Origin of the sequence: Klenkia marina (assembly GCF_900101025.1) — a bacterium.
Classification (GTDB): Bacteria; Actinomycetota; Actinomycetes; order Mycobacteriales; family Geodermatophilaceae; genus Klenkia; species Klenkia marina.
This window is the reverse complement of the sequence record NZ_FMUH01000001.1, coordinates 342,558-360,822: the sequence shown is the minus strand read 5'-3', so window position 1 is coordinate 360,822 and position 18,265 is coordinate 342,558. Positions and strand designations below refer to the sequence as shown.

General features: G+C 75.0%; 15 protein-coding genes, 1 tRNA gene and 1 pseudogene. 13 read left to right on the top strand and 4 right to left on the bottom strand.

The window, feature by feature from the left end; genetic code table 11:
* Window positions 1-103: 103 nt before the first annotated feature.
* From mfd to BLP29_RS01865, 4 genes are read left to right on the top strand one after another with little or no spacing between them, the layout of a single operon-like run.
* Window positions 104-3,646 (top strand): transcription-repair coupling factor, encoded by a 3,543-nt coding sequence (mfd, locus tag BLP29_RS01880; RefSeq protein WP_092799263.1) that lies wholly within the window; start codon window positions 104-106, stop codon window positions 3,644-3,646.
* Window positions 3,643-4,446 carry a hypothetical protein gene (locus BLP29_RS01875; protein WP_092799261.1) on the top strand — a complete coding sequence of 268 codons (804 nt, stop codon included), beginning with the start codon at window positions 3,643-3,645 and terminating at the stop codon, window positions 4,444-4,446. Before mfd ends, BLP29_RS01875 begins: the two co-directional genes overlap by 4 nt.
* 35 nt (window positions 4,447-4,481) lie before the next feature.
* Window positions 4,482-5,483 (top strand): SurA N-terminal domain-containing protein, encoded by a 1,002-nt coding sequence (locus tag BLP29_RS01870; RefSeq protein WP_133378959.1) that lies wholly within the window; start codon window positions 4,482-4,484, stop codon window positions 5,481-5,483.
* Between the two features lie 4 nt (window positions 5,484-5,487).
* On the top strand, window positions 5,488-6,381 hold the full coding sequence (locus BLP29_RS01865) for a nucleoside triphosphate pyrophosphohydrolase (RefSeq protein WP_092799257.1): 894 nt from the start codon (window positions 5,488-5,490) through the stop codon (window positions 6,379-6,381).
* Window positions 6,382-6,388: 7 nt separating this feature from the next.
* Here BLP29_RS01865 and BLP29_RS01860 read toward each other — a convergent pair whose 3' ends face one another.
* Window positions 6,389-7,318 carry a DUF3592 domain-containing protein gene (locus tag BLP29_RS01860; RefSeq protein WP_092799255.1) on the bottom strand — a complete coding sequence of 310 codons (930 nt, stop codon included), beginning with the start codon at window positions 7,316-7,318 and terminating at the stop codon, window positions 6,389-6,391.
* Window positions 7,319-7,367: 49 nt separating this feature from the next.
* On the opposite strand from BLP29_RS01860, the gene eno reads away from it, so the two are divergent.
* The 4 genes from eno to BLP29_RS01840 are packed head-to-tail and all read left to right on the top strand — an operon-like array spanning window position 7,368 to window position 10,701.
* The gene (gene eno / locus BLP29_RS01855; protein WP_092799253.1) at window positions 7,368-8,651 is read left to right on the top strand and encodes a phosphopyruvate hydratase; all 1,284 of its coding nucleotides are present in this window, start codon (window positions 7,368-7,370) and stop codon (window positions 8,649-8,651) included.
* A gap of 13 nt (window positions 8,652-8,664) precedes the next feature.
* Window positions 8,665-9,228 (top strand): septum formation initiator family protein, encoded by a 564-nt coding sequence (locus BLP29_RS01850; protein ID WP_092799251.1) that lies wholly within the window; start codon window positions 8,665-8,667, stop codon window positions 9,226-9,228.
* 22 nt (window positions 9,229-9,250) lie between these two features.
* A complete protein-coding gene (locus BLP29_RS01845) occupies window positions 9,251-9,757 on the top strand; it encodes a DUF501 domain-containing protein (protein ID WP_092799250.1) in 507 nt (168 codons plus the stop codon).
* A complete protein-coding gene (locus BLP29_RS01840) occupies window positions 9,754-10,701 on the top strand; it encodes a Ppx/GppA phosphatase family protein (protein ID WP_092800636.1) in 948 nt (315 codons plus the stop codon). The genes BLP29_RS01845 and BLP29_RS01840 overlap by 4 nt, the downstream gene beginning before the upstream one ends.
* A 10-nt stretch (window positions 10,702-10,711) precedes the next feature.
* Here the strand turns inward: BLP29_RS01840 and BLP29_RS01835 are convergent, their stop codons facing one another.
* Window positions 10,712-11,017, bottom strand: coding sequence for a DUF4235 domain-containing protein (locus BLP29_RS01835; protein ID WP_092799248.1), 306 nt, complete (start codon window positions 11,015-11,017; stop codon window positions 10,712-10,714).
* A 40-nt stretch (window positions 11,018-11,057) separates the two neighbouring features.
* On the opposite strand from BLP29_RS01835, the gene BLP29_RS01830 reads away from it, so the two are divergent.
* From BLP29_RS01830 to BLP29_RS01810, 5 genes and pseudogenes are all read left to right on the top strand, one after another.
* Window positions 11,058-11,819 carry a uracil-DNA glycosylase gene (locus BLP29_RS01830; RefSeq protein ID WP_092799246.1) on the top strand — a complete coding sequence of 254 codons (762 nt, stop codon included), beginning with the start codon at window positions 11,058-11,060 and terminating at the stop codon, window positions 11,817-11,819.
* A gap of 7 nt (window positions 11,820-11,826) precedes the next feature.
* Window positions 11,827-11,903, top strand: a tRNA-Leu gene (locus BLP29_RS01825).
* 121 nt (window positions 11,904-12,024) lie between these two features.
* Complete coding sequence (locus BLP29_RS21715) at window positions 12,025-13,653, top strand: M20/M25/M40 family metallo-hydrolase (protein ID WP_092799244.1); 1,629 nt, start codon at window positions 12,025-12,027, stop codon at window positions 13,651-13,653.
* Between the two features lie 156 nt (window positions 13,654-13,809).
* Window positions 13,810-14,619, top strand: coding sequence for a Bax inhibitor-1/YccA family protein (locus BLP29_RS01815; RefSeq protein WP_092799242.1), 810 nt, complete (start codon window positions 13,810-13,812; stop codon window positions 14,617-14,619).
* 301 nt (window positions 14,620-14,920) lie between these two features.
* A pseudogene (locus tag BLP29_RS01810) lies at window positions 14,921-15,742 on the top strand (DUF559 domain-containing protein); the annotation flags it as partial.
* A 168-nt stretch (window positions 15,743-15,910) separates the two neighbouring features.
* Here BLP29_RS01810 and BLP29_RS01805 read toward each other — a convergent pair.
* On the bottom strand, window positions 15,911-17,131 hold the full coding sequence (locus BLP29_RS01805) for an acetyl-CoA C-acetyltransferase (RefSeq protein ID WP_092799240.1): 1,221 nt from the start codon (window positions 17,129-17,131) through the stop codon (window positions 15,911-15,913).
* A 57-nt stretch (window positions 17,132-17,188) separates the two neighbouring features.
* Window positions 17,189-18,208: an SGNH/GDSL hydrolase family protein gene (locus tag BLP29_RS01800; protein WP_092799238.1), complete on the bottom strand. Its 1,020-nt coding sequence runs from the start codon at window positions 18,206-18,208 to the stop codon at window positions 17,189-17,191.
* Between the last annotated feature and the right edge of the window lie 57 nt (window positions 18,209-18,265).

The window sequence follows — 18,265 nt, the reverse complement described above, 5'->3', positions numbered from 1 at the left end:
TGCCGGCTGTCCGGGGCTAATCTTGGCGACGGCCCCCCGCGCGCCCGTGCGACCTGCGCGGGCAGCGTGAGCGGTGCGGCCGGACCTGATGGAGTGCCCCCTCGTGAGCCTGCGCGGCGTGCTCGACGTCGTCCTGACCGACCCCGCCGTCGCCCGGGTGGTCCAGCGGGCCGGCTCGGCCGAGCTGGCCGTGACCGCCCCGCCGACGGTGCAGCCCCTGGTGGCCGCGGCCCTGGCCGCGCCCGCACCCGGGGCCGACGTCCCGGTGCTGGTGGTGACCGCCGGCGAGCGCGACGCCGACGCCACCGCCGACCTGCTGCGCTGCTTCGTGCCCGACCGCCGGGTCGAGGTGTTCCCGGCCTGGGAGACGCTGCCGCACGAGCGGCTGAGCCCGCGGGCGGACACGGTCGGACGCCGGCTGGCCGTGCTGCGCGACCTCACCCACCCGGAGGCGGCCACCGGGCGCATCGACGTCCTCGTGGCCCCGGTGCGCAGCCTGCTGCAGCCCCTCACCCCCGGTCTCGGCGACCTCGCCCCGGTCGAGCTGCGGGCCGGCGACGCCGCCGAGCTCGACGCCGTGGGCCAGCGGCTGGTCGACGCCGCCTACACCCGGGTCGAGCTGGTCGAGAAGCGCGGTGAGTTCGCCGTCCGCGGTGGCCTGCTCGACGTGTTCCCCCCGACCGAGCCGCACCCGGTGCGCGTGGAGTTCTGGGGCGACGAGGTCGACGAGCTGCGGTACTTCTCCGCGGCCGACCAGCGCTCGCTCGACGAGCGCCCCGAGCGGTTGTGGGCCCCGCCGTGCCGCGAGCTGCTGCTCACCCCCGAGGTGCGCGAGCGGGCACGGGCGCTGGCCGTCGCGCACCCCGAGCTGGCCGAGGTGGCCGACAAGCTGGCCGAGGGCATCGCGGTCGAGGGCATGGAGGCGCTGATCCCGGCGCTCATCGGGTCCGCGAGCATGGAGCTGCTCACCGACCTGGTGCCCACCGGCACCCACGTGCTGGTCTGCGACCCCGAGCGGGTGCGCAGCCGCGCGGCCGACCTCGTGCGCACCGCCGAGGAGTTCCTCGCCGCCTCGTGGCAGACCGCCGCCGAGGCCGGGCAGGCGCCGGTCGACCTCGGGGCCTCGTCCTTCCGCGACCTCGAGGACGTCGTCGACGACGCCCGCGGGCGCGGCCTGCCCTGGTGGACCACCGGCGCCTTCACCCTCGCCGTCGAGGACGACGACACCCACGTCGCCCTCGACGCGAGCGGGGTCGAGCGGTTCCACGGCGACACCGACGCCGCCACCGCGCGGCTGCGCGAGTGGTCGCGCGACGACTGGCGCGTGGTGCTCACCTTCGCCGGCCCGGGTCCGGCCCAGCGCGCCGCCGACCAGCTGACCGAGGCCGAGCTCGGCGTCCGGCTGGTGCCCGACGTCCCGGCCGCCCAGGACGCCGGCCTGACCTACGTCACCCAGGGCAACCTCGAGGCCGGGTTCACGCTGCCCGGTGTCAAGCTCGCCCTGGTCACCGAGCACGACCTCACCGGCCAGCGCGGCACGTCGATGCGCGACGCGCAGAAGATGCCCGCCCGCCGGCGCAACGCCGTCGACCTCGTGCAGCTGCAGCCCGGCGACCTCGTCGTCCACGAGCAGCACGGCATCGGCCGCTACCTCGAGATGGTCAGCCGCACCGTGCACGGCGGGCAGCGCGACTACCTCATCGTCGAGTACGCCCCGGGCAAGCGGAACCAGCCGCCGGACCGGCTCTTCGTGCCCACCGACGCCCTCGACCAGCTGACCCGCTACGTCGGCGGCGAGGCCCCGGCGCTGTCCAAGCTGGGCGGCGCCGACTGGGCCAAGACCAAGGGCCAGGCGCGCAAGGCGGTCAAGCAGATCGCCGCCGAGCTCATCCGGCTGTACTCCGCGCGCATGGCGACCAAGGGCCACGCGTTCGGCCCGGACACCGTCTGGCAGCGCGAGCTGGAGGACGCCTTCCCGTTCCAGGAGACCCCCGACCAGCTGGCCGCGATCGACGAGGTCAAGGCCGACATGGCGCAGGAGGTCCCGATGGACCGCATCATCTGCGGCGACGTCGGCTACGGGAAGACCGAGATCGCGGTGCGGGCGGCGTTCAAGGCGGTGCAGGACGGCAAGCAGGTCGCCGTCCTGGTGCCGACGACGCTGCTGGCCAACCAGCACTACAAGACCTTCGCCGAGCGCTACGCCCAGTTCCCGGTGACCGTCGCCGTGCTCTCGCGGTTCCAGAGCAAGGCCGAGAGCGACGAGACGCTGCGCAAGCTGGCCGACGGCGAGGTCGACGTCCTGGTCGGCACGCACCGGCTGCTGCAGCCGACCACCCGGTTCAAGGACCTCGGCCTGGTGATCGTCGACGAGGAGCAGCGCTTCGGCGTCGAGCACAAGGAGTACCTGAAGACCATGCGGACGGCGGTCGACGTGCTGTCGATGTCCGCGACGCCGATCCCGCGGACGCTCGAGATGTCGCTGACCGGCATCCGCGAGATGTCGACGATCCTCACCCCGCCCGAGGAGCGGCACCCGGTGCTGACCTACGTCGGCGCGTGGGAGGACAAGCAGATGGCCGCCGCCATCCGCCGCGAGCTGCTGCGCGACGGCCAGGTCTTCGTCATCCACAACCGGGTGCAGTCGATCGACAAGGCGGCCGCCACCATCCGCCGGCTGGTGCCCGAGGCCCGGGTGGCCGTGGGCCACGGGCAGATGAAGGAGCACGAGCTCGAGAAGATCATGGTCGGCTTCTGGGAGAAGGAGTACGACGTCCTGATCGCCACGACCATCGTGGAGTCGGGCCTGGACATCCCCAATGCCAACACCCTGATCGTCGACCGGGCCGACACGTTCGGGCTCTCGCAGCTGCACCAGATCCGCGGCCGCGTCGGCCGTGGCCGCGAGCGGGCCTACGCCTACTTCACCTACGACCCGAACCGGCCGCTCACCGAGACCTCGGTCGACCGGCTGACCACCATCGCGCACAACACCGACCTCGGGGCCGGCATGGCCGTGGCGATGAAGGACCTGGAGATCCGCGGGTCGGGCAACCTGCTGGGCGGCGAGCAGAGCGGGCACATCGCCGGCGTCGGCTTCGACCTGTACGTGCGGCTGGTCGGCGAGGCGGTCAGCGACTACCGCGCCCAGGCGACGGGGGAGGCCCCGGCGGTCGAGCCCGCCGAGGTGCGCGTCGACCTGCCCGTCGACGCCCACCTGCCGCACGACTACGTGCCCGGCGAGCGGCTGCGCATGGAGGCCTACCGCAAGGTCGCGTCGGTGCAGGACGACGACCAGGCCCAGGCGGTGCTCGACGAGCTCACCGACCGCTACGGCCCCGCACCGGCACCGGTGCTGAACCTGCTGGCCGTGGCCCGCTTCCGGGCCGCGATGCGCGGGCTCGGCGTCACCGAGGTCTCGATGGCCGGGCGCAACGTGCGCATCTCGCCGGTGGTGCTGCGGGAGTCCCAGCAGATGAAGCTGGCCCGCCTGGCCGACGGCGCGACCTACAAGTCGATGGGCGAGACGGTGTCGCTCAAGGTCCCGGTCGGACCCGACCGGCGCACGCCGCTGCGGGACGTCGCCCTGCTGGAGAAGCTGCACGCGCTGCTCACCTCCGTGCTGGAGCAGCCGGTCGCCGCGTGATCGTGGCCGTCGCGGCGCTGGCCGGCGCCGTCCTCTGCTACGGCGTCGCCGGCGACCGGCTCAGCGCCGGCGCGGCCACCGCGCTGCGCTCGCGCACGTGGTGGACCGGCACAGCGCTGCAGGGCGGGGCCTTCTTCCTGGCCCTGCTGGCCAGGCGTGAGCTGCCGCTGCTGGTGGTGCAGTCGGCCATCGTGACCGCGCTGGCGGTCACCGCGGTGCTGCAGGGCGCGCGCGGGGTCCGCCGGTGGGGGAGCGGCGAGGCCCTCGCCATCGCCGGCACGGTGGCCGGGCTGGCCCTGCTCGCCGCGGCCACGGTGACCGGGCCCGCCGCCGTCCGCGGGTCGGCGGTGCTGGTCTGGTCGGCGGCCGGGTTGCTGGTGGCGGCGGTGGGGGTTGCGCTGCCCGGCGCGTCCTGGCGGTCGGGGGTGCTGTCCGGGGTCGCGTTCAGCGTCGGCGCCGTCGGGGCCCGCGTCCTGGTCTCCGGGCTGCCCGAGCGGTGGTGGCTGTTCTGGCAGCTGCCCGGCGGGACCTGGGCCGCCGGGCTGCTCACCGCGGGCGGTCTGCTGCTCGGCCAGCTGCACCTCACCCGCGGGCTGGCCGTCGCGCCCGCCGTACCGGTGCTGGGCCTGATGTACGTGACGAGCACGGTGCTGCCGGCGGCGGTCGGGCACTGGCTGCTGGACGAGCGCGTGCGCCCGGGGTGGACGGCGGCGGCGCTGGCCGGGTGCGCGCTCGCCCTGCTGGCCGCGGTGCAGCTGCTGCGCAGCGGGCGGGACGGGTCGACGGCGCGGACCGGATGAGGCGTGCGTCACGCCGGACGTGAGAGGGTCCACCCGTGCGCCGACGTCCGCTCGTGTCCCTGCTCTCCCTCGGCATGGCCGGTGTCGCAGGACTGGCCGGCCTGGCCGGCTGCCGCACGTCACCCGACGTGGCGGTCTACGTCGGCGAGGAACGGGTCACCGTCGAGCAGGTGCGCGACGCCGTCGACGACGGCTTGGCCGACCCCGACGTCGCCGGGTACGCCGCCGGGCTCGACGACGGCGCCTACACCCGCCAGGTGCTCGACCTCCTCATCGGCGAGCGGGTGTACGACGCGGTCGAGGCCCGCTACGACGTCGAGGTCACCCCCGCGCAGGTGGAGGACCGCCTCGAGCAGCTGTTCGACGGCCAGGACGCCGACCAGGTGTTCGCCCAGCTGGCCCAGCAACAGGGTCTGCTGCCCGACGACGCCCGCGAGATCGTCCGGCAGCTGCTCGTGCGCGAGGAGGTCGCCGAGGCCGAGGGCCTGGCCGACCTGTCCGACGACGGCCTGCAGGCCGCCTACGAGCAGGCGAGGTCGGCCGGCCGGCAGTTCGACTTCGGCTACATCACGGTGCCCGACCAGGCCACCGCCGACGCCGTCGTGGCCCAGCTGCGGGCCGACCCCGCCAGCTACGACGCCCTCGCAGCGCAGTACGCCGGCACCTACACCGTGGCGCCCCGGCTGACCACGGTCGACGAACTGCCCCAGGTGCTGGCCGCGCCGGTGCAGACCGTGCTGCCCGAGGGCGTCTTCAGCCTCCCCGTCGCCGAGACCGGTGGCGTCGTGGTCGGCCAGGTGCGGTTCCCGGCCTTCGAGGACCTCCGGGCCGACCTCGACCGGCAGGTCCGGCAGGCGGCGTCCCAGGCCGCGCAGCCGCTCGTGCAGGACGTCGAGGACGGGTTGGACGTGACGCTCAACCCCCGCTACGGCGCACTGGAGGACGGCTCGGTGGTGGCCGACGACGGCGGCGTGGTGCGCATCCTGGACGACGCCGCGGCCGCCGCAGCCGCGACCGGGGCCGCTGCCGGAGACTGACCGGGTGGCCGTCCTCCTCGCCGTCAGCCCCCGCCTGCCCGCCCTGCTGGGCCCCGACGCCTGGCGCGTGCTCACCGCCGCCCCCGCCGTGCTGGCGCTCCCCGGGGCGGCGGCGACCGCCCACGCCCTGCGGGCCGCCGGGTGGACCGTGACCGACGTCGCGGACACCACGGGTGCCGGGCCCGACGACGTCGTCCTGGTGACCGCCGCCGACGCCGGGGATGCCCCGGTCGTGACGGCCGCCCCCGAGCCGCCCGGGGCCCGCCTGCTCGACGTCGTCGCCGTCATGGACCGGCTGCGCTCGCCCGGGGGCTGCCCGTGGGACGCCGAGCAGACCCACGCCTCGCTGCGCCGCTACCTGCTCGAGGAGGCGCACGAGGCCTACGACGCGATCACCGACGAGGACCCGGTCGCCATGCGCGAGGAGCTCGGCGACGTGCTGCTGCAGGTCGCCTTCCACGCCCGGGTCGCCGCCGAGCGCCCCGACGGGTTCGACGTGGACGACGTCGCCGGCGAGCTGGTGGCCAAGCTGGTGCGCCGGCACCCGCACGTGTTCGGCGACGTGGGTCCCCGGGACACCGCCCAGGTCGAGGCCAGCTGGGAGGAGATCAAGCGGGCCGAGAAGCAGCGCCGCTCACCCACCGAGGGGATCTCGACCTCGCAGTCGGCCGCCGCCTGGGCGGCGGCGCTGGTGTCCCGGGCCCGGCGCGCGGGTCTGCCGGTGCCGCCGCCGGCCGAGCTGGCGGCGGACGACCCGGCGGCGCTCGGCGAGCACCTGCTGGGCGTCGTGGCCGCGGCCGGCGAGCGCGGCTGGGACGTCGAGGACGCGCTGCGCACCGCCGTCCGCCGCTACGCCGCCTCCGTGGACGCCTCCGTGGACGCAGCCGCACGCGCCTGAGCGGCGGTCAGTCCTCCCGGGACGCCGTCGCGGGGGTGGACCCCAGCTGCTGGGGGAGCCAGAACAGCAGCGCCGCGGCCAGCACGGAGGCGACCGCGAAACCGGCCGGGCCGCTGCCGTCGACGTAGGCCCACACCAACCCCAGCAGCGGGGCGAGGACGACCACCACGGAGTCCGCGCGCAGTTGACGGCGCAGCGGTTGCGGGCCCGCTGAGGGGTCGACGGGCGCCTGGCGGACGTCGCCGCGGGGGGCCGACCGGCGCAGCCGCCCGGACGGCCACACCTGCTGCCCGTCGAGGACCGGCAGCACGCGGGCGTCGCGGGTCGGGTCACCGTGCACCTCGAGCGGGGAGTCGGCGCGCAGCCGGTCGAGCTCGGGCGCCCAGTGCACGGGCTGCCAGCGGACCCCGCGCGCGGTGCCCAGCTCCAGCCAGCTGCGCACCAGCAGCCCCTGCCGCACGACGAGGTGGGTCGCGGTCACCCGGCTGGTCGGTCGCCGGGCCAGCCGCGGGCGGGTCACCAGGGCGCGGCCGCCGAGCACCCCCACGGCCAGCAGGACGGCGGTGACGACGACCAACCCGAACACGACGTCCTGCACCGCGGCGTGCGCGGCGTCGCCGTCGGCGTAGACCGTGCCGGGGTCGTCCGGGTCGTACTGCACGGTCACCTCGGCGCCGGTGGGGACGTCGACCTCCTGCCGCAGCGTCAACCGCCCCTGCTGCTGCGCGCCGTCCGGGCCCGGGTAGCGCACCGCGACCTCGGTGCCGTCGACCGACTCGACGGTCGCCGCCGCGGTCGCCGACGCCCGGGCCAGCGGCTCCTGGGCGTCACCCAGCCGCACCGCGAGGAGGACGAGCAGCGCGAGCCCGACCACGAGCACCGGGACCAGGCCCACCAGGAGCTGGGCGCGGGCCCGGGTGTGCGGCATCTCGGTCATCGGGAGCCATGGTCCCGCACCGGTGCTCGGCACCGATAGGCTCCACCCCGTGGCCAGCATCGAGGCAGTAGGCGCGCGGGAGATCCTCGACTCGCGCGGAAACCCCACCGTCGAGGTCGAGGTCGCCCTCGACGACGGGACGATCACCCGGGCGGCGGTGCCCAGCGGCGCCTCCACCGGCGCCTTCGAGGCGGTGGAACTCCGCGACGGCGGTGACCGCTACCTCGGCAAGGGCGTGACCAAGGCCGTCGACGGCGTGCTCGACGTCATCGGTCCCGAGCTCGTCGGGTTCGAGGCGACCGAGCAGCGCCTGGTCGACCAGGCCCTGATCGACCTCGACGGCACCCCCGACAAGTCCCGCCTGGGCGCCAACGCCATCCTCGGCGTCAGCCTCGCGGTCGCGAAGGCCGCGGCCGAGTCCAGCGGTCTCCCGCTCTTCCGCTACGTCGGCGGTCCCTCGGCGCACGTGCTCCCCGTGCCGATGATGAACATCGTCAACGGCGGCGCCCACGCCGACTCCAACGTCGACGTCCAGGAGTTCATGATCGCCCCCATCGGGGCGGCCACCTTCGCCGAGGCCCTGGCCACCGGCGCCGAGGTCTACCACGCGCTGAAGTCGGTGCTCAAGAAGCGCGGGCTGTCCACCGGCCTGGGCGACGAGGGCGGCTTCGCGCCGTCCCTGCCCAGCAACCGCGACGCCCTCGACCTCATCGCCGAGGCCGTCGAGAAGGCCGGCTACTCCGTCGGCACCGACATCGCCTTCGCCCTCGACGTCGCCGCCACCGAGTTCCACTCGGCCGACGGCTACGCCTTCGAGGGCAAGACCCTCACCGCCGGCGACCTCACCGAGTACTACGCCGGTCTCCTCGACGCCTACCCGATCGTCTCGATCGAGGACCCGCTGTCCGAGGAGGACTGGGAGGGCTGGGTCGACCTGACCGCCGCCATCGGCGACAAGGTGCAGATCGTCGGCGACGACCTCTTCGTCACCAACCCGGTGCGGCTGGCCGACGGCATCGCCCAGGGCGCGGCGAACGCGCTGCTGGTGAAGGTCAACCAGATCGGCACGCTCACCGAGACCCTCGACGCGGTCAACCTGGCGCACCGCTCGGGCTACCGCTGCATGATGAGCCACCGCTCGGGCGAGACCGAGGACACCACGATCGCCGACCTCGCCGTCGCCACCGACTGCGGGCAGATCAAGACCGGCGCCCCGGCCCGCTCCGAGCGCGTCGCGAAGTACAACCAGCTGCTGCGCATCGAGGAGGAGCTCGACGACGCCGCCCGCTACGCCGGCGCCGCCGCGTTCCCGCGGCTGACCCCCGCCTCCTGAGGCCGGTCACCGGATGAGCGACGACCGCTCCCGCCGAGGTTCGTCCTCGGCCGGGAGCGGTCGTGCGTCCGCACGCCGTCGCACCACCGCCCGCCCGGCCACCCCGGGCGGGCGCGGGGCCGCCGACGCGCGGCAGGGCCGTCGCCGCACCCGTCGCCCGGCCCGGACGACGACGACCGCCGGGCACCGTCCGCTGGTGACCGGTCGCGCCGTCCTGCTCGGTGTCCTGGTGCTCCTGCTGGCGCTCACGCTCGCCGGCCCGATCCGGTCCTTCGTGGCCGGTCGCCAGGAGCTGGCCGAGCTGGCCGCGCAGAACCAGGCGCTCTCGCTGCAGCAGCAGCAGCTCCAGGAGGAGCTCGACCGGCAGGCCGACCCCGCCTACCGCGCCCAGCAGGCCCGCGAGCGGCTCAACTTCGTGCTCCCCGGCGACCGGTTGGTCGTCGTCGCCGACGGCACCGTCGTCGAGGGCGAGGCCCCGGCGCAGACCCCCGGTGTCACCACCGACGACGCCCCCCGCCCGCCTTGGTACGAGGGCCTGCTGGAGTCCGTCGGGACGGCTGATGGCTCAGGTGGGTAGCCGAGCCTGAGAGGATTCCGGGGTGAGCGAAGCAGTCAGCCCGGAGGACCGCGAGGTCGTCGCCCGTCAGCTCGGCCGCCCCCCGCGGGCGCTGGTCGGCGTGGCCCACCGCTGCCCGTGCGGTCAGCCCGACGTCGTGCAGACCGCACCCCGGCTGGAGGACGGCACCCCGTTCCCGACGGTGTACTACCTGACCTGCCCGCGGGCGTCCGCGGCCGCCAGCCGGCTGGAGTCGGCCGGGCTCATGAAGCAGTGGCAGGCCGACCTGGCCACCGACCCCGAGCTGGCCGCGGCCTACACCGCAGCGCACGAGGCCTTCCTCGCCACCCGCGACGCCGTCGACGTCCTGCCCACCCGGGCCTCCGCCGGCGGGATGCCCGACCGCGTCAAGTGCCTGCACGCCCTGGCCGCGCACTCGCTGGCCGCCGGGCCGGGGGTCAACCCCGTCGGCGACCGTGCGCTCGAGGGCATGGGCGAGTGGTGGACGGCCGGGCCGTGCGCCGCCGCGCAGGACGGGTCCGACGCGTGACCCGCGTCGCCGCCGTCGACTGCGGCACCAACTCGATCCGGCTGCTGGTGGCCGACGTCGACGGCGCCGGCACGCACACCGAGGTGCTGCGCCGCATGGAGGTCGTCCGGCTCGGCCAGGGCGTCGACGCCACCGGCCGGCTGGCGCCCGAGGCCATCGAGCGCACCCGCGTCGTCCTGGCGCAGTACGCGCAGCAGGCTCGCGAGCTGGGCGCCGAGCGCGTCCGCATGGTGGCCACGAGCGCGAGCCGCGACGCCGCCAACCGGGCCGACTTCGAGGAGATGGTGGCCGCCACCCTGGGCCAGCGGCCCGACGTCGTCCCCGGCCTCGAGGAGGCCGAGCTGTCCTTCCGGGGCGCGACCGCGTCGCTGGCGGCCGCTGCGGCCGCGCACGGCTCGACCCCGCCCCCCGCGCCCTACCTGGTGGTCGACATCGGCGGCGGGTCGACCGAGTTCGTGCTGGGCGACGCGGACGGCGTGCGGGCCGCCCGCTCGGTGGACATCGGCTGCGTGCGGCTCACCGAGCGGCACCTGCACGGTGACCCGCCGACGGCCGACGAGATCCAGCGGGCCGAGTCCGACATCCGGGCGGCGCTGGCCGACGTCGCGACCCACGTGCCCGTCGGCGAGGCCGCCACCCTGGTCGGCCTCGCGGGGTCGGTGACCACGGTCGCCGCGCTCGCCCTCGGGCTGCCGGAGTACCGGGCCGACACGATCCACGGCGCCCGCATCCCGGTCGGCGCCGTGCGGTCGGTGACCGCCGGGCTGCTCACCGCCACCCGGGCCCGTCGTGCGGCACTGCCGGTGATGCACCCGGGTCGGGTGGACGTCATCGGCGGCGGGGCGCTCGTGCTGCGGGTGGTGATGGACGCCCTGGCCATCGACGAGGTCGTGGTCAGCGAGCACGACATCCTCGACGGCATCGCCCTCGCCCTGGGGCGCTAGGGCTACCTGGTCAGGCGGCGCTGTCGGCGTTCGCGTTGGCCGGGAACTTCCCGGTCAACGCGGTGTACGCCTTCGCGGCGCCCTGGGCGGCCAGCAGCCGGCCCACGGCCACCAGCACCCCGGAGACCGCGGCCCAGGCGATGGCGTCGCCCCAGCTGATCCCCGGCACGTCGGGGTTCTTCGGCGGCGGCGTGCCCCGCACGGCGATCCAGGCCTGGTCGGCCACCTTCTTCACGACGATGCCGGTCGGGATGGCCAGCGCCGGGCCCAGCAGCTTGTAGAGCGCCGGGGTCTTGACCTTCTGCTTCTTCGCCACCGGCCGATCATGCCGCGCCCACCTGTGCTCTGCTGGGTGGATGGCACGCGACGCCGACGGCTACCCCGTCACCCGCACCCCGGCCGGGGTGGTGCGCGGCGCCCGGTCGGCCCGCGACCTCGCCGCGGTGGACGAACGGGTGTGCGGCTGCCGGGCCTGCCCCCGGCTCGTGGCCTGGCGGGAGGAGGTCGCCGAGGTGAAGCGGGCCGCCTTCCGCGACCAGGTCTACTGGGGCCGGCCGATCCCCGGCATGGGCCCGGCCGACGCGCGCATCGCCGTCGTGGGGCTGGCCCCGGCCGCGCACGGCGGCAACCGCACCGGCCGCATCTTCACCGGCGACCGGTCCGGCGACTGGATCTTCGCCGCCCTCTGGCGGGCCGGGCTGGCCAACCAGCCGACGTCGGTGAGCCGGGACGACGGGCTCGAGGTGCACGACGTGCGCATCGTCTCGGCCGTGCGGTGCGCCCCGCCGGACAACGCGCCCACCCCGGCCGAGCGCGACACCTGCTCGCCGTGGCTGGCCCGAGAGCTCCAGCTGCTGCCGCGGTTGCGGGTCGCCGTGGTGCTGGGCGGGTTCGGCTGGTCGGCGCTGCTGCCGGTGCTGGCGGCCGCCGGGTACGTGCTCCCTCGGCCCCGGCCGAGGTTCGGGCACGGGGTGGAGGTGGAGCTGGTCGGCCCCGACGGGCCGTTGACCCTGCTGGGCAGCTACCACGTAAGCCAGCAGAACACCTTCACCGGGCGGCTCACCGAACCGATGCTCGACGCCGTCCTGCAGCGCGCCGTGGCGCTCGCGGCAGGATGACGGCTCGGCCCTCGTAGCCCAACCGGCAGAGGCAGGCCCCTTAAAAGGGTCCCAGTGTGGGTTCGAACCCCACCGAGGGCACCAGGTTCCTTCCGCTCACTAACCTCCCGCGGCGCCCAGGTCAAGGCTTGTTCTCCCGCCGCCCATCGACCACGGTCGGGCACAGGAGATCCACAGCAGGTGGGTCGGGCGGGAGGGCGACGACGTGGACGCACTCGAGCACCAGGGGCGCAGGGGCCGGACGAGGTGGACGGCGCTGGGCGGCGCCGCCCTGCTGACCGCGGCCGGTCTGCTGACGGCGGCGCCGGCGGCGGCGGGACCGCCCGGCGGCCCGGGCGGTGGTCCCGGGGGAGGCCCCGGTGGTGCCCCGGCCGGGTGCGAGCGGCGGGTGAACGCCGACGTCGAGAAGCTGCTGCGCTGCGTCACCGTCGAGGGCGTCACCGAGCACCTGCAGGCCCTCCAGGACGTGGCCGAGGGCAACGGCGGCAACCGCGCGTCCGGGTCGCCGGGGTACACGGCCTCCGCCGACCACGTCGACGCCGTGCTCACCGCGGCCGGGTACGACGTCGTCCGGCAGTCCTTCGCGTTCCCGTACTTCGAGGAGACGGCCCCGTCGGTGTTCGCGCAGGTCGCCCCGGAACCGGCGACCTACACGGCCGGCACCGACTACGCGGTGGCCAGCTTCTCCGGGTCCGCCGACGTGACCGGCACCGCGGTCCCCGTCGACACCGACCTCAGCCCCTCCGACACCAGCACGAGCGGGTGCGAGGCGAGCGACTTCACCGACGCCGTCGCGGGGCAGGTGGCCCTCGTCCAGCGCGGTACCTGCTCCTTCGGCGAGAAGGCGGCCAACGCCGAGGCGGCGGGTGCGGTCGGCGTCGTCATCGTGAACCGCGGCACGACGGGTGAGGACGGTCTGCTCAACCCGACGCTGGGCGAGCCCGGGGTGACCATCCCGGTGGTCGGCACCACGTACGCGCTGGGTGCCTCCCTCGCCGGGGACACGGTGCAGATCGCCGTGACCGCGATCAGCGAGGTGCGCGAGACCGAGAACCTCACCGCCGAGCTGCCCGGCCGCTCGTCCGACGGCGTGGTCGTGGTCGGCGGGCACCTGGACTCGGTGCCCGAGGGCCCGGGCATCAACGACAACGGCTCGGGGTCGGCGACGATCCTGGAGGTCGCGCAGAACCTCGCGAACACCCGGCTGGCCCACCCGGTGCGCTTCGCGTTCTGGGGTGCCGAGGAGTTCGGGCTGCTCGGGTCGCAGGCCTACGTCGACTCGCTGCCGGCCGACGAGCTCGCCCGCATCGGCGCCTACCTGAACTTCGACATGCTCGGCTCGCCGAACTTCGCCAACTTCGTGTACGACAGCGACGGCGACACGTTCGAAGCCCCCGACGGGTACGTCAGCGACGCGTCGGCCGCGATCGAGCAGACCTTCGAGGACTTCTACGACTCGCGTGGCATCGCCTACGAGGACACCGAGTTCGACGGCCGCAGCGACTACCAGGCCTTCGCCGACGCGGGCATCCCGTCGGGCGGGCTGTTCTCCGGGGCCGAGGGGGTCATGACCGAGGAGCAGGCGGTGAGGTACGGCGGCACCGCGGGCCAGCCCTACGACCCCTGCTACCACCAGGCCTGCGACGACGTCACCAACATCAGCCGGGTCGCCCTGGACCAGAACTCCGACGCCGTGGCCTACGCGGTGCTGATGACCGCCCAGGCGGGCAGCGGCCCCGGGCAGGGGCCGGGTGGCCCCGGCCACGGCGGTCCCGGTGGCCCCGGCCACGGCGGCCCCGGGCACGGTCACGGGCCCGGCGGGACGACGGCCTGAGCCCCTCCGGCTGGACGTGGTCACCTCGGTGATCACGGTGTGGTCACGTCCAGCCGGCCCCCAGGAACCGATCGGCGCACACGTGCGTTGTGGTGGTCGAGTGGGTCAGCTCCACCCGGCCCACGCACCCGACCGAGTCACCTCGAGGAGATGACGATGCCCAGCAGCAACCCGGCGTTCAGCCGGGGCTTCCCCGGTGCCGCGAACGGCCAGGGTGCCCAGGCCACCGCCTGGGGCCAGCAGTCGCAGCAGCAGTGGGGTTCCCCGGCTCCCTACACCCAGCAGTCGCCGTACGCGGCCACGGGTGCCCAGTACCTGACGATGGACGACGTCGTCACCAAGACCGGCCTGACGTTCCTCGTCACGGTGCTCACCGCCGCCGTCACGTGGGTCATGGTCCCGCAGGACGTCGCCTTCGGCCTGGCCCTTCCGCTGGTGCTGGTCGGCTTCGTGCTCGGCATGGTGATCACCTTCAAGCAGATCGCCAACCCGGGCGCCACCCTGGCCTACGCGGCCATCCAGGGTGTGTTCCTCGGTGCGATCAGCGAGGCCTTCAACCAGGTCTACCCGGGCATCGTCGCGCAGGCCGTCATCGGCACGCTCGGCGTGTTCTTCGGGATGCTGGTGGTCTACAAGACCGGCGCCATCCGCGTCACCCCGAAGCTGACCCGCTGGATCGTCGGCGCCATGTTCGGCGTCCTGGCGCTGATGCTGGTCAACCTCGTCGCGTCGCTGTTCGGCTTCAACACCGGCCTGCGCGACGGTGGCCCGCTGGCCATCGGGTTCAGCCTCGTCGTCATCGGTGTCGCGGCGTTCTCGCTGCTGCTCGACTTCGACATGGCCGACGAGGCGATCCGTCGCGGTGCCCCGCCGAAGACCGCCTGGTACATCGCCTTCGGCCTGCTGGTCACGGTCGTCTGGCTGTACCTGGAGATCCTGCGTCTGCTCAGCTACTTCCGCGAGTAGCCGCACCCGCACCACGCACCGAGGCCCGGTCCCCGCACGGGGGCCGGGCCTCGGTCCGTTCGGGGTCCCCGCGCGTGCCCGTGCCGGCCCCGCCAGTGTGCAGTTGCGGTCGTCGCAACCGGCGAGCCCCTGCGTGTCGCCGACCCCAACTGCACAGTCGACGGGCGCGACGGGCGCAGGGGCCGGGCGGGCGTAGCAGGTCGGGAGGGGGCGCGCTGCCCGCCGTCCACATGGCGGGGCCCCGTCCACAGACGTGGCCGGATGGGCCCCGCAGGGATGCGGGCGGGCGACGGTGGCGGGCATGGCCGGCGGCGCGCTCGCACCCGTGTACACCTGGCAGCAGGCGCACGACGCCGGCCTCACCCGGGCGCAGCGGCGGCAGGACGGCCGGCGGGCGACGCGTGGCGCCTACGTCTCCGAGGCGCTGCCGCCCTCGCTGCTCGCGCTCTGCCGGGCTGCCGCATTGGTCCTCCCGGTGGACGCCGTCTTCGGCCACCGGACGGCGGCGGTGCTCTGGGGCGCTCCTCTGGACCATCGGCCGCCGGTCCGGGTGGTCGTCCCACCCGGCGTGGCCAGGCCGAGGCGCGAGGGCTTCCGGTCGTCGCAGCGGACCCTGGACGACGAGGACGTGCGGACCCACCTCGGCCTCCGCCTGACCTCGCCCGGGCGCACCTGGCTCGACCTGGCCGCCGACCTGCCCCCCGCAGAGCTGCTGGCCGTGGGCGACGCGCTGCTCCGGTCCGGCCACCTGGCGCGCGACGACCTCGCAGCCCTGCTCGACGGCGCAGCGGGCGCGCGCGGTGTCGTGCTCGCGAGACGGGTCGCCCCACTGCTGCACGCCGGCGCCGCGTCGAGGCCCGAGAGCATCGTCCGGTGGTACCTGCTCGACAGCGACCTGCCGCCGCCCGAGGTCCAGGTGCCCGTGCGCGACCGGGCCGGCGTCGTGGTCGCCCACGGTGACCTGGGCTACGAGCGGTGGCGGATCCTGGTCGAGTACGAGGGACGTCAGCACGCCGAGCGGGAGCAGTTCCGCCGCGACGTGGAGAGGTACAGCTTCTTCTCGGCCCAGGGATGGCTGACGCTGCGCTTCGCCGACGTCCACCTCGGGCGCCCGCAGGTGGTCCTGGACCGGGTGCGCTCTGCGCTGCGCAGCCGGGACGCCCGGTGGTGTGCAGGCGCGACTGTGCAGTTGCGGTCGTCGACGCGCGGTGGCGCGCCGGTGCGGGCGACCGCAACTGCACAGTGGCCGGGTCGGGTGGGCCGGTCGGGGCGCGGGGGGCGCCCCCGCAGGTCAGCTGAGGCGCTCGAGCACCATCGCCATGCCCATGCCGCCGCCGACGCACATGGTCTCCAGGCCGAAGGTGCCGTCGGTCGAGCGCAGGCCGTTGAGCAGCGTGCCGGTGATGCGGGCGCCGGTCATGCCGAACGGGTGGCCGACGGCGATGGCCCCGCCGTGCACGTTCAGCTTGTCGATGTCGATGCCCAGGTCGCGGTAGCTCGGGATGACCTGCGCGGCGAAGGCCTCGTTGATCTCGACGAGGTCCATGTCGTCGATGGTCATGCCCGCCCGGGCCAGCGCCTGCTTGGAGGCCTCGACCGGCCCGTAGCCCATGATCTCCGGCGACAGGCCGGTGACACCGGTCGACACGATGCGGGCAAGCGGGGTGATGCCCAGCTCGGCGGCCTTGGTGTCGCTCATGATCACCAGCGCCGCGGCGCCGTCGTTGAGCGGGCAGGCGTTGCCCGCGGTCACGCGGCCGTCGGGACGGAAGACCGGCTTGAGCTGCGAGATGCCCTCGAGCGTGGTGCCGGCGCGGGGGCCGTCGTCCTTGCTGACCACCGTGCCGTCGGGGGTGGTGACCGGGGTGATCTCGCGGTCCCAGAAGCCGTCGGCGATGGCCTTCTCGGCCAGGTTCTGCGACCGGACGGCGAACTCGTCCATCTCGGCGCGGGAGACGTCCTTGAGCAGCGCCAGGTTCTCCGCGGTCTGGCCCATCGCGATGTAGACGTCGGGGATCCCGCCGTCCTCGCGCGGGTCGGTCCACGAGTCGGCGCCGGTCTCGGCCACCTCGGCGATCTCGGCCTTGCGGTCGGCGAACACCGGGTTCTCGGTGTCGGGCAGGCCGTCGGAGTTGCCCTTGGCGAAGCGGGACACCATCTCGACCCCGGCCGAGATGAAGACGTCGCCCTCGCCGGCCTTGATGGCGTGCAGGGCCATGCGGGTGGTCTGCAGGGACGACGAGCAGTAGCGGGTGATCGTGGTGCCGGGCAGGTGGTCCATGCCCAGCAGCACGGACACGACGCGGCCCATGTTGAAGCCCTGCTCCCCGCCCGGCAGGCCGCAGCCCAGCATCAGGTCGGAGATGTCGCGGGGGTCGAGCGAGGGCACCTGGTCCAGCGCCGCGCGCACGATGGTCGCGGTGAGGTCGTCGGGGCGCAGGTCCTTGAGCGACCCCTTGAACGCGCGGCCGATGGGGGAGCGGGCGGCGGAGACGATGACGGCTTCGGGCACGGAGGACCTCCACGGTGAGGCGCACCCGTGGTGGCGGGCGCGGACGTGCCCCCGACGCTACCGGTCGGTAGCTCCGGAGGTCTCGGTCGCGGGGGTCGCCTCGGGCAGCTCCTGCGGACGACGCCGCCGCAGCAGCGCCCAGGGGCCCCGCGGGCCGGCGTCCGAGCCGTCGACCGACGCCGGCTGGACCTCGGTGCCGGGCCGACCGGCGGCGCTGGCCGCCGCCCGGGCGATGGGCCGCACGGTGTCCCGGCGCAGGCCACGCGCACCCCGGTCGGCCGAGGCGGGCCAGACGCCCAGGGCGTCGGCCACCGACGGCAGCAGGCAGGCGGCCGCGGCGGCGTAGCCGGCGGCCGAGGGGTGGAACTCGTCGCTGGAGAACATGGTGCGGTCGCTGGCGAACTGGGGGCCCAGCAGCGAGCCCAGCGAGACGGTGCGCCCGCCCTCGGCGACGACGGCCATGGTCTGCGCGGCGGCCAGCTGGCGGCTCCACCGCCGTCCGAGGGTGCGCAGCGGCTGCTGGACCGGGCGGATGGTGCCGAGGTCGGGGCAGGTGCCGACGACGACCTCGCACCCGGTCTCGCGCAGGGACCGCACGGCGGCGGCCAGGTCGCGGACGGCGAGTGCGGGCTTGGACCGGCTGGTCACGTCGTTCGCGCCGATCATGATCATCGCGACGTCGGGCCGGTGCGGGAGCACGCGCTCGACCTGCCCGGCGAGGTCGGCCGATCGTGCACCCGAGACGGCCACCTTGACCAGCCGTACGGGGCGCTCGGCCACCTCGGCCAGCGCCGAGGCGACCAGGACGCCGGGGGTCCGCTCGGCGCGGTCGACGCCGAGGCCGACCGCGCTGGAGTCGCCCAGCACCGCGAGCACGATCTGCTTGCCGCGGTGGTGCCCGTACCGGCCCTCGCCGGTGGGCGGGTCGGCCTTGGCGGTGCGGGACTCGACCCGGCGCCGGGCCAACCGGGCCTCCTGGCGCAGCAGCGTGGCCAGCCCGGCGCCTACGAGCCCGAGCCCGCCGCCCCCGTAGGCCGCCGCCGTGGCGAGCCGCCGTGCCCTGCTCGCCCGTGTCACCCGGTCACCGTCCCTGGTCGGTCGTCCACCCTGCCCGGCGAGGCTAACGCCCCTAGG

Bases quoted from the DNA above. Each gene is read 5' to 3' on its own strand.
- BLP29_RS01860 (WP_092799255.1), bottom strand. From the start codon at position 7,318: ATGACCGAGATGCCGCACACCCGGGCCCGCGCCCAGCTCCTGGTGGGC.
- BLP29_RS01850 (WP_092799251.1), top strand. From the start codon at position 8,665: ATGAGCGACGACCGCTCCCGCCGAGGTTCGTCCTCGGCCGGGAGCGGT.
- BLP29_RS01830 (WP_092799246.1), top strand. From the start codon at position 11,058: ATGGCACGCGACGCCGACGGCTACCCCGTCACCCGCACCCCGGCCGGG.
- BLP29_RS01815 (WP_092799242.1), top strand. From the start codon at position 13,810: ATGCCCAGCAGCAACCCGGCGTTCAGCCGGGGCTTCCCCGGTGCCGCG.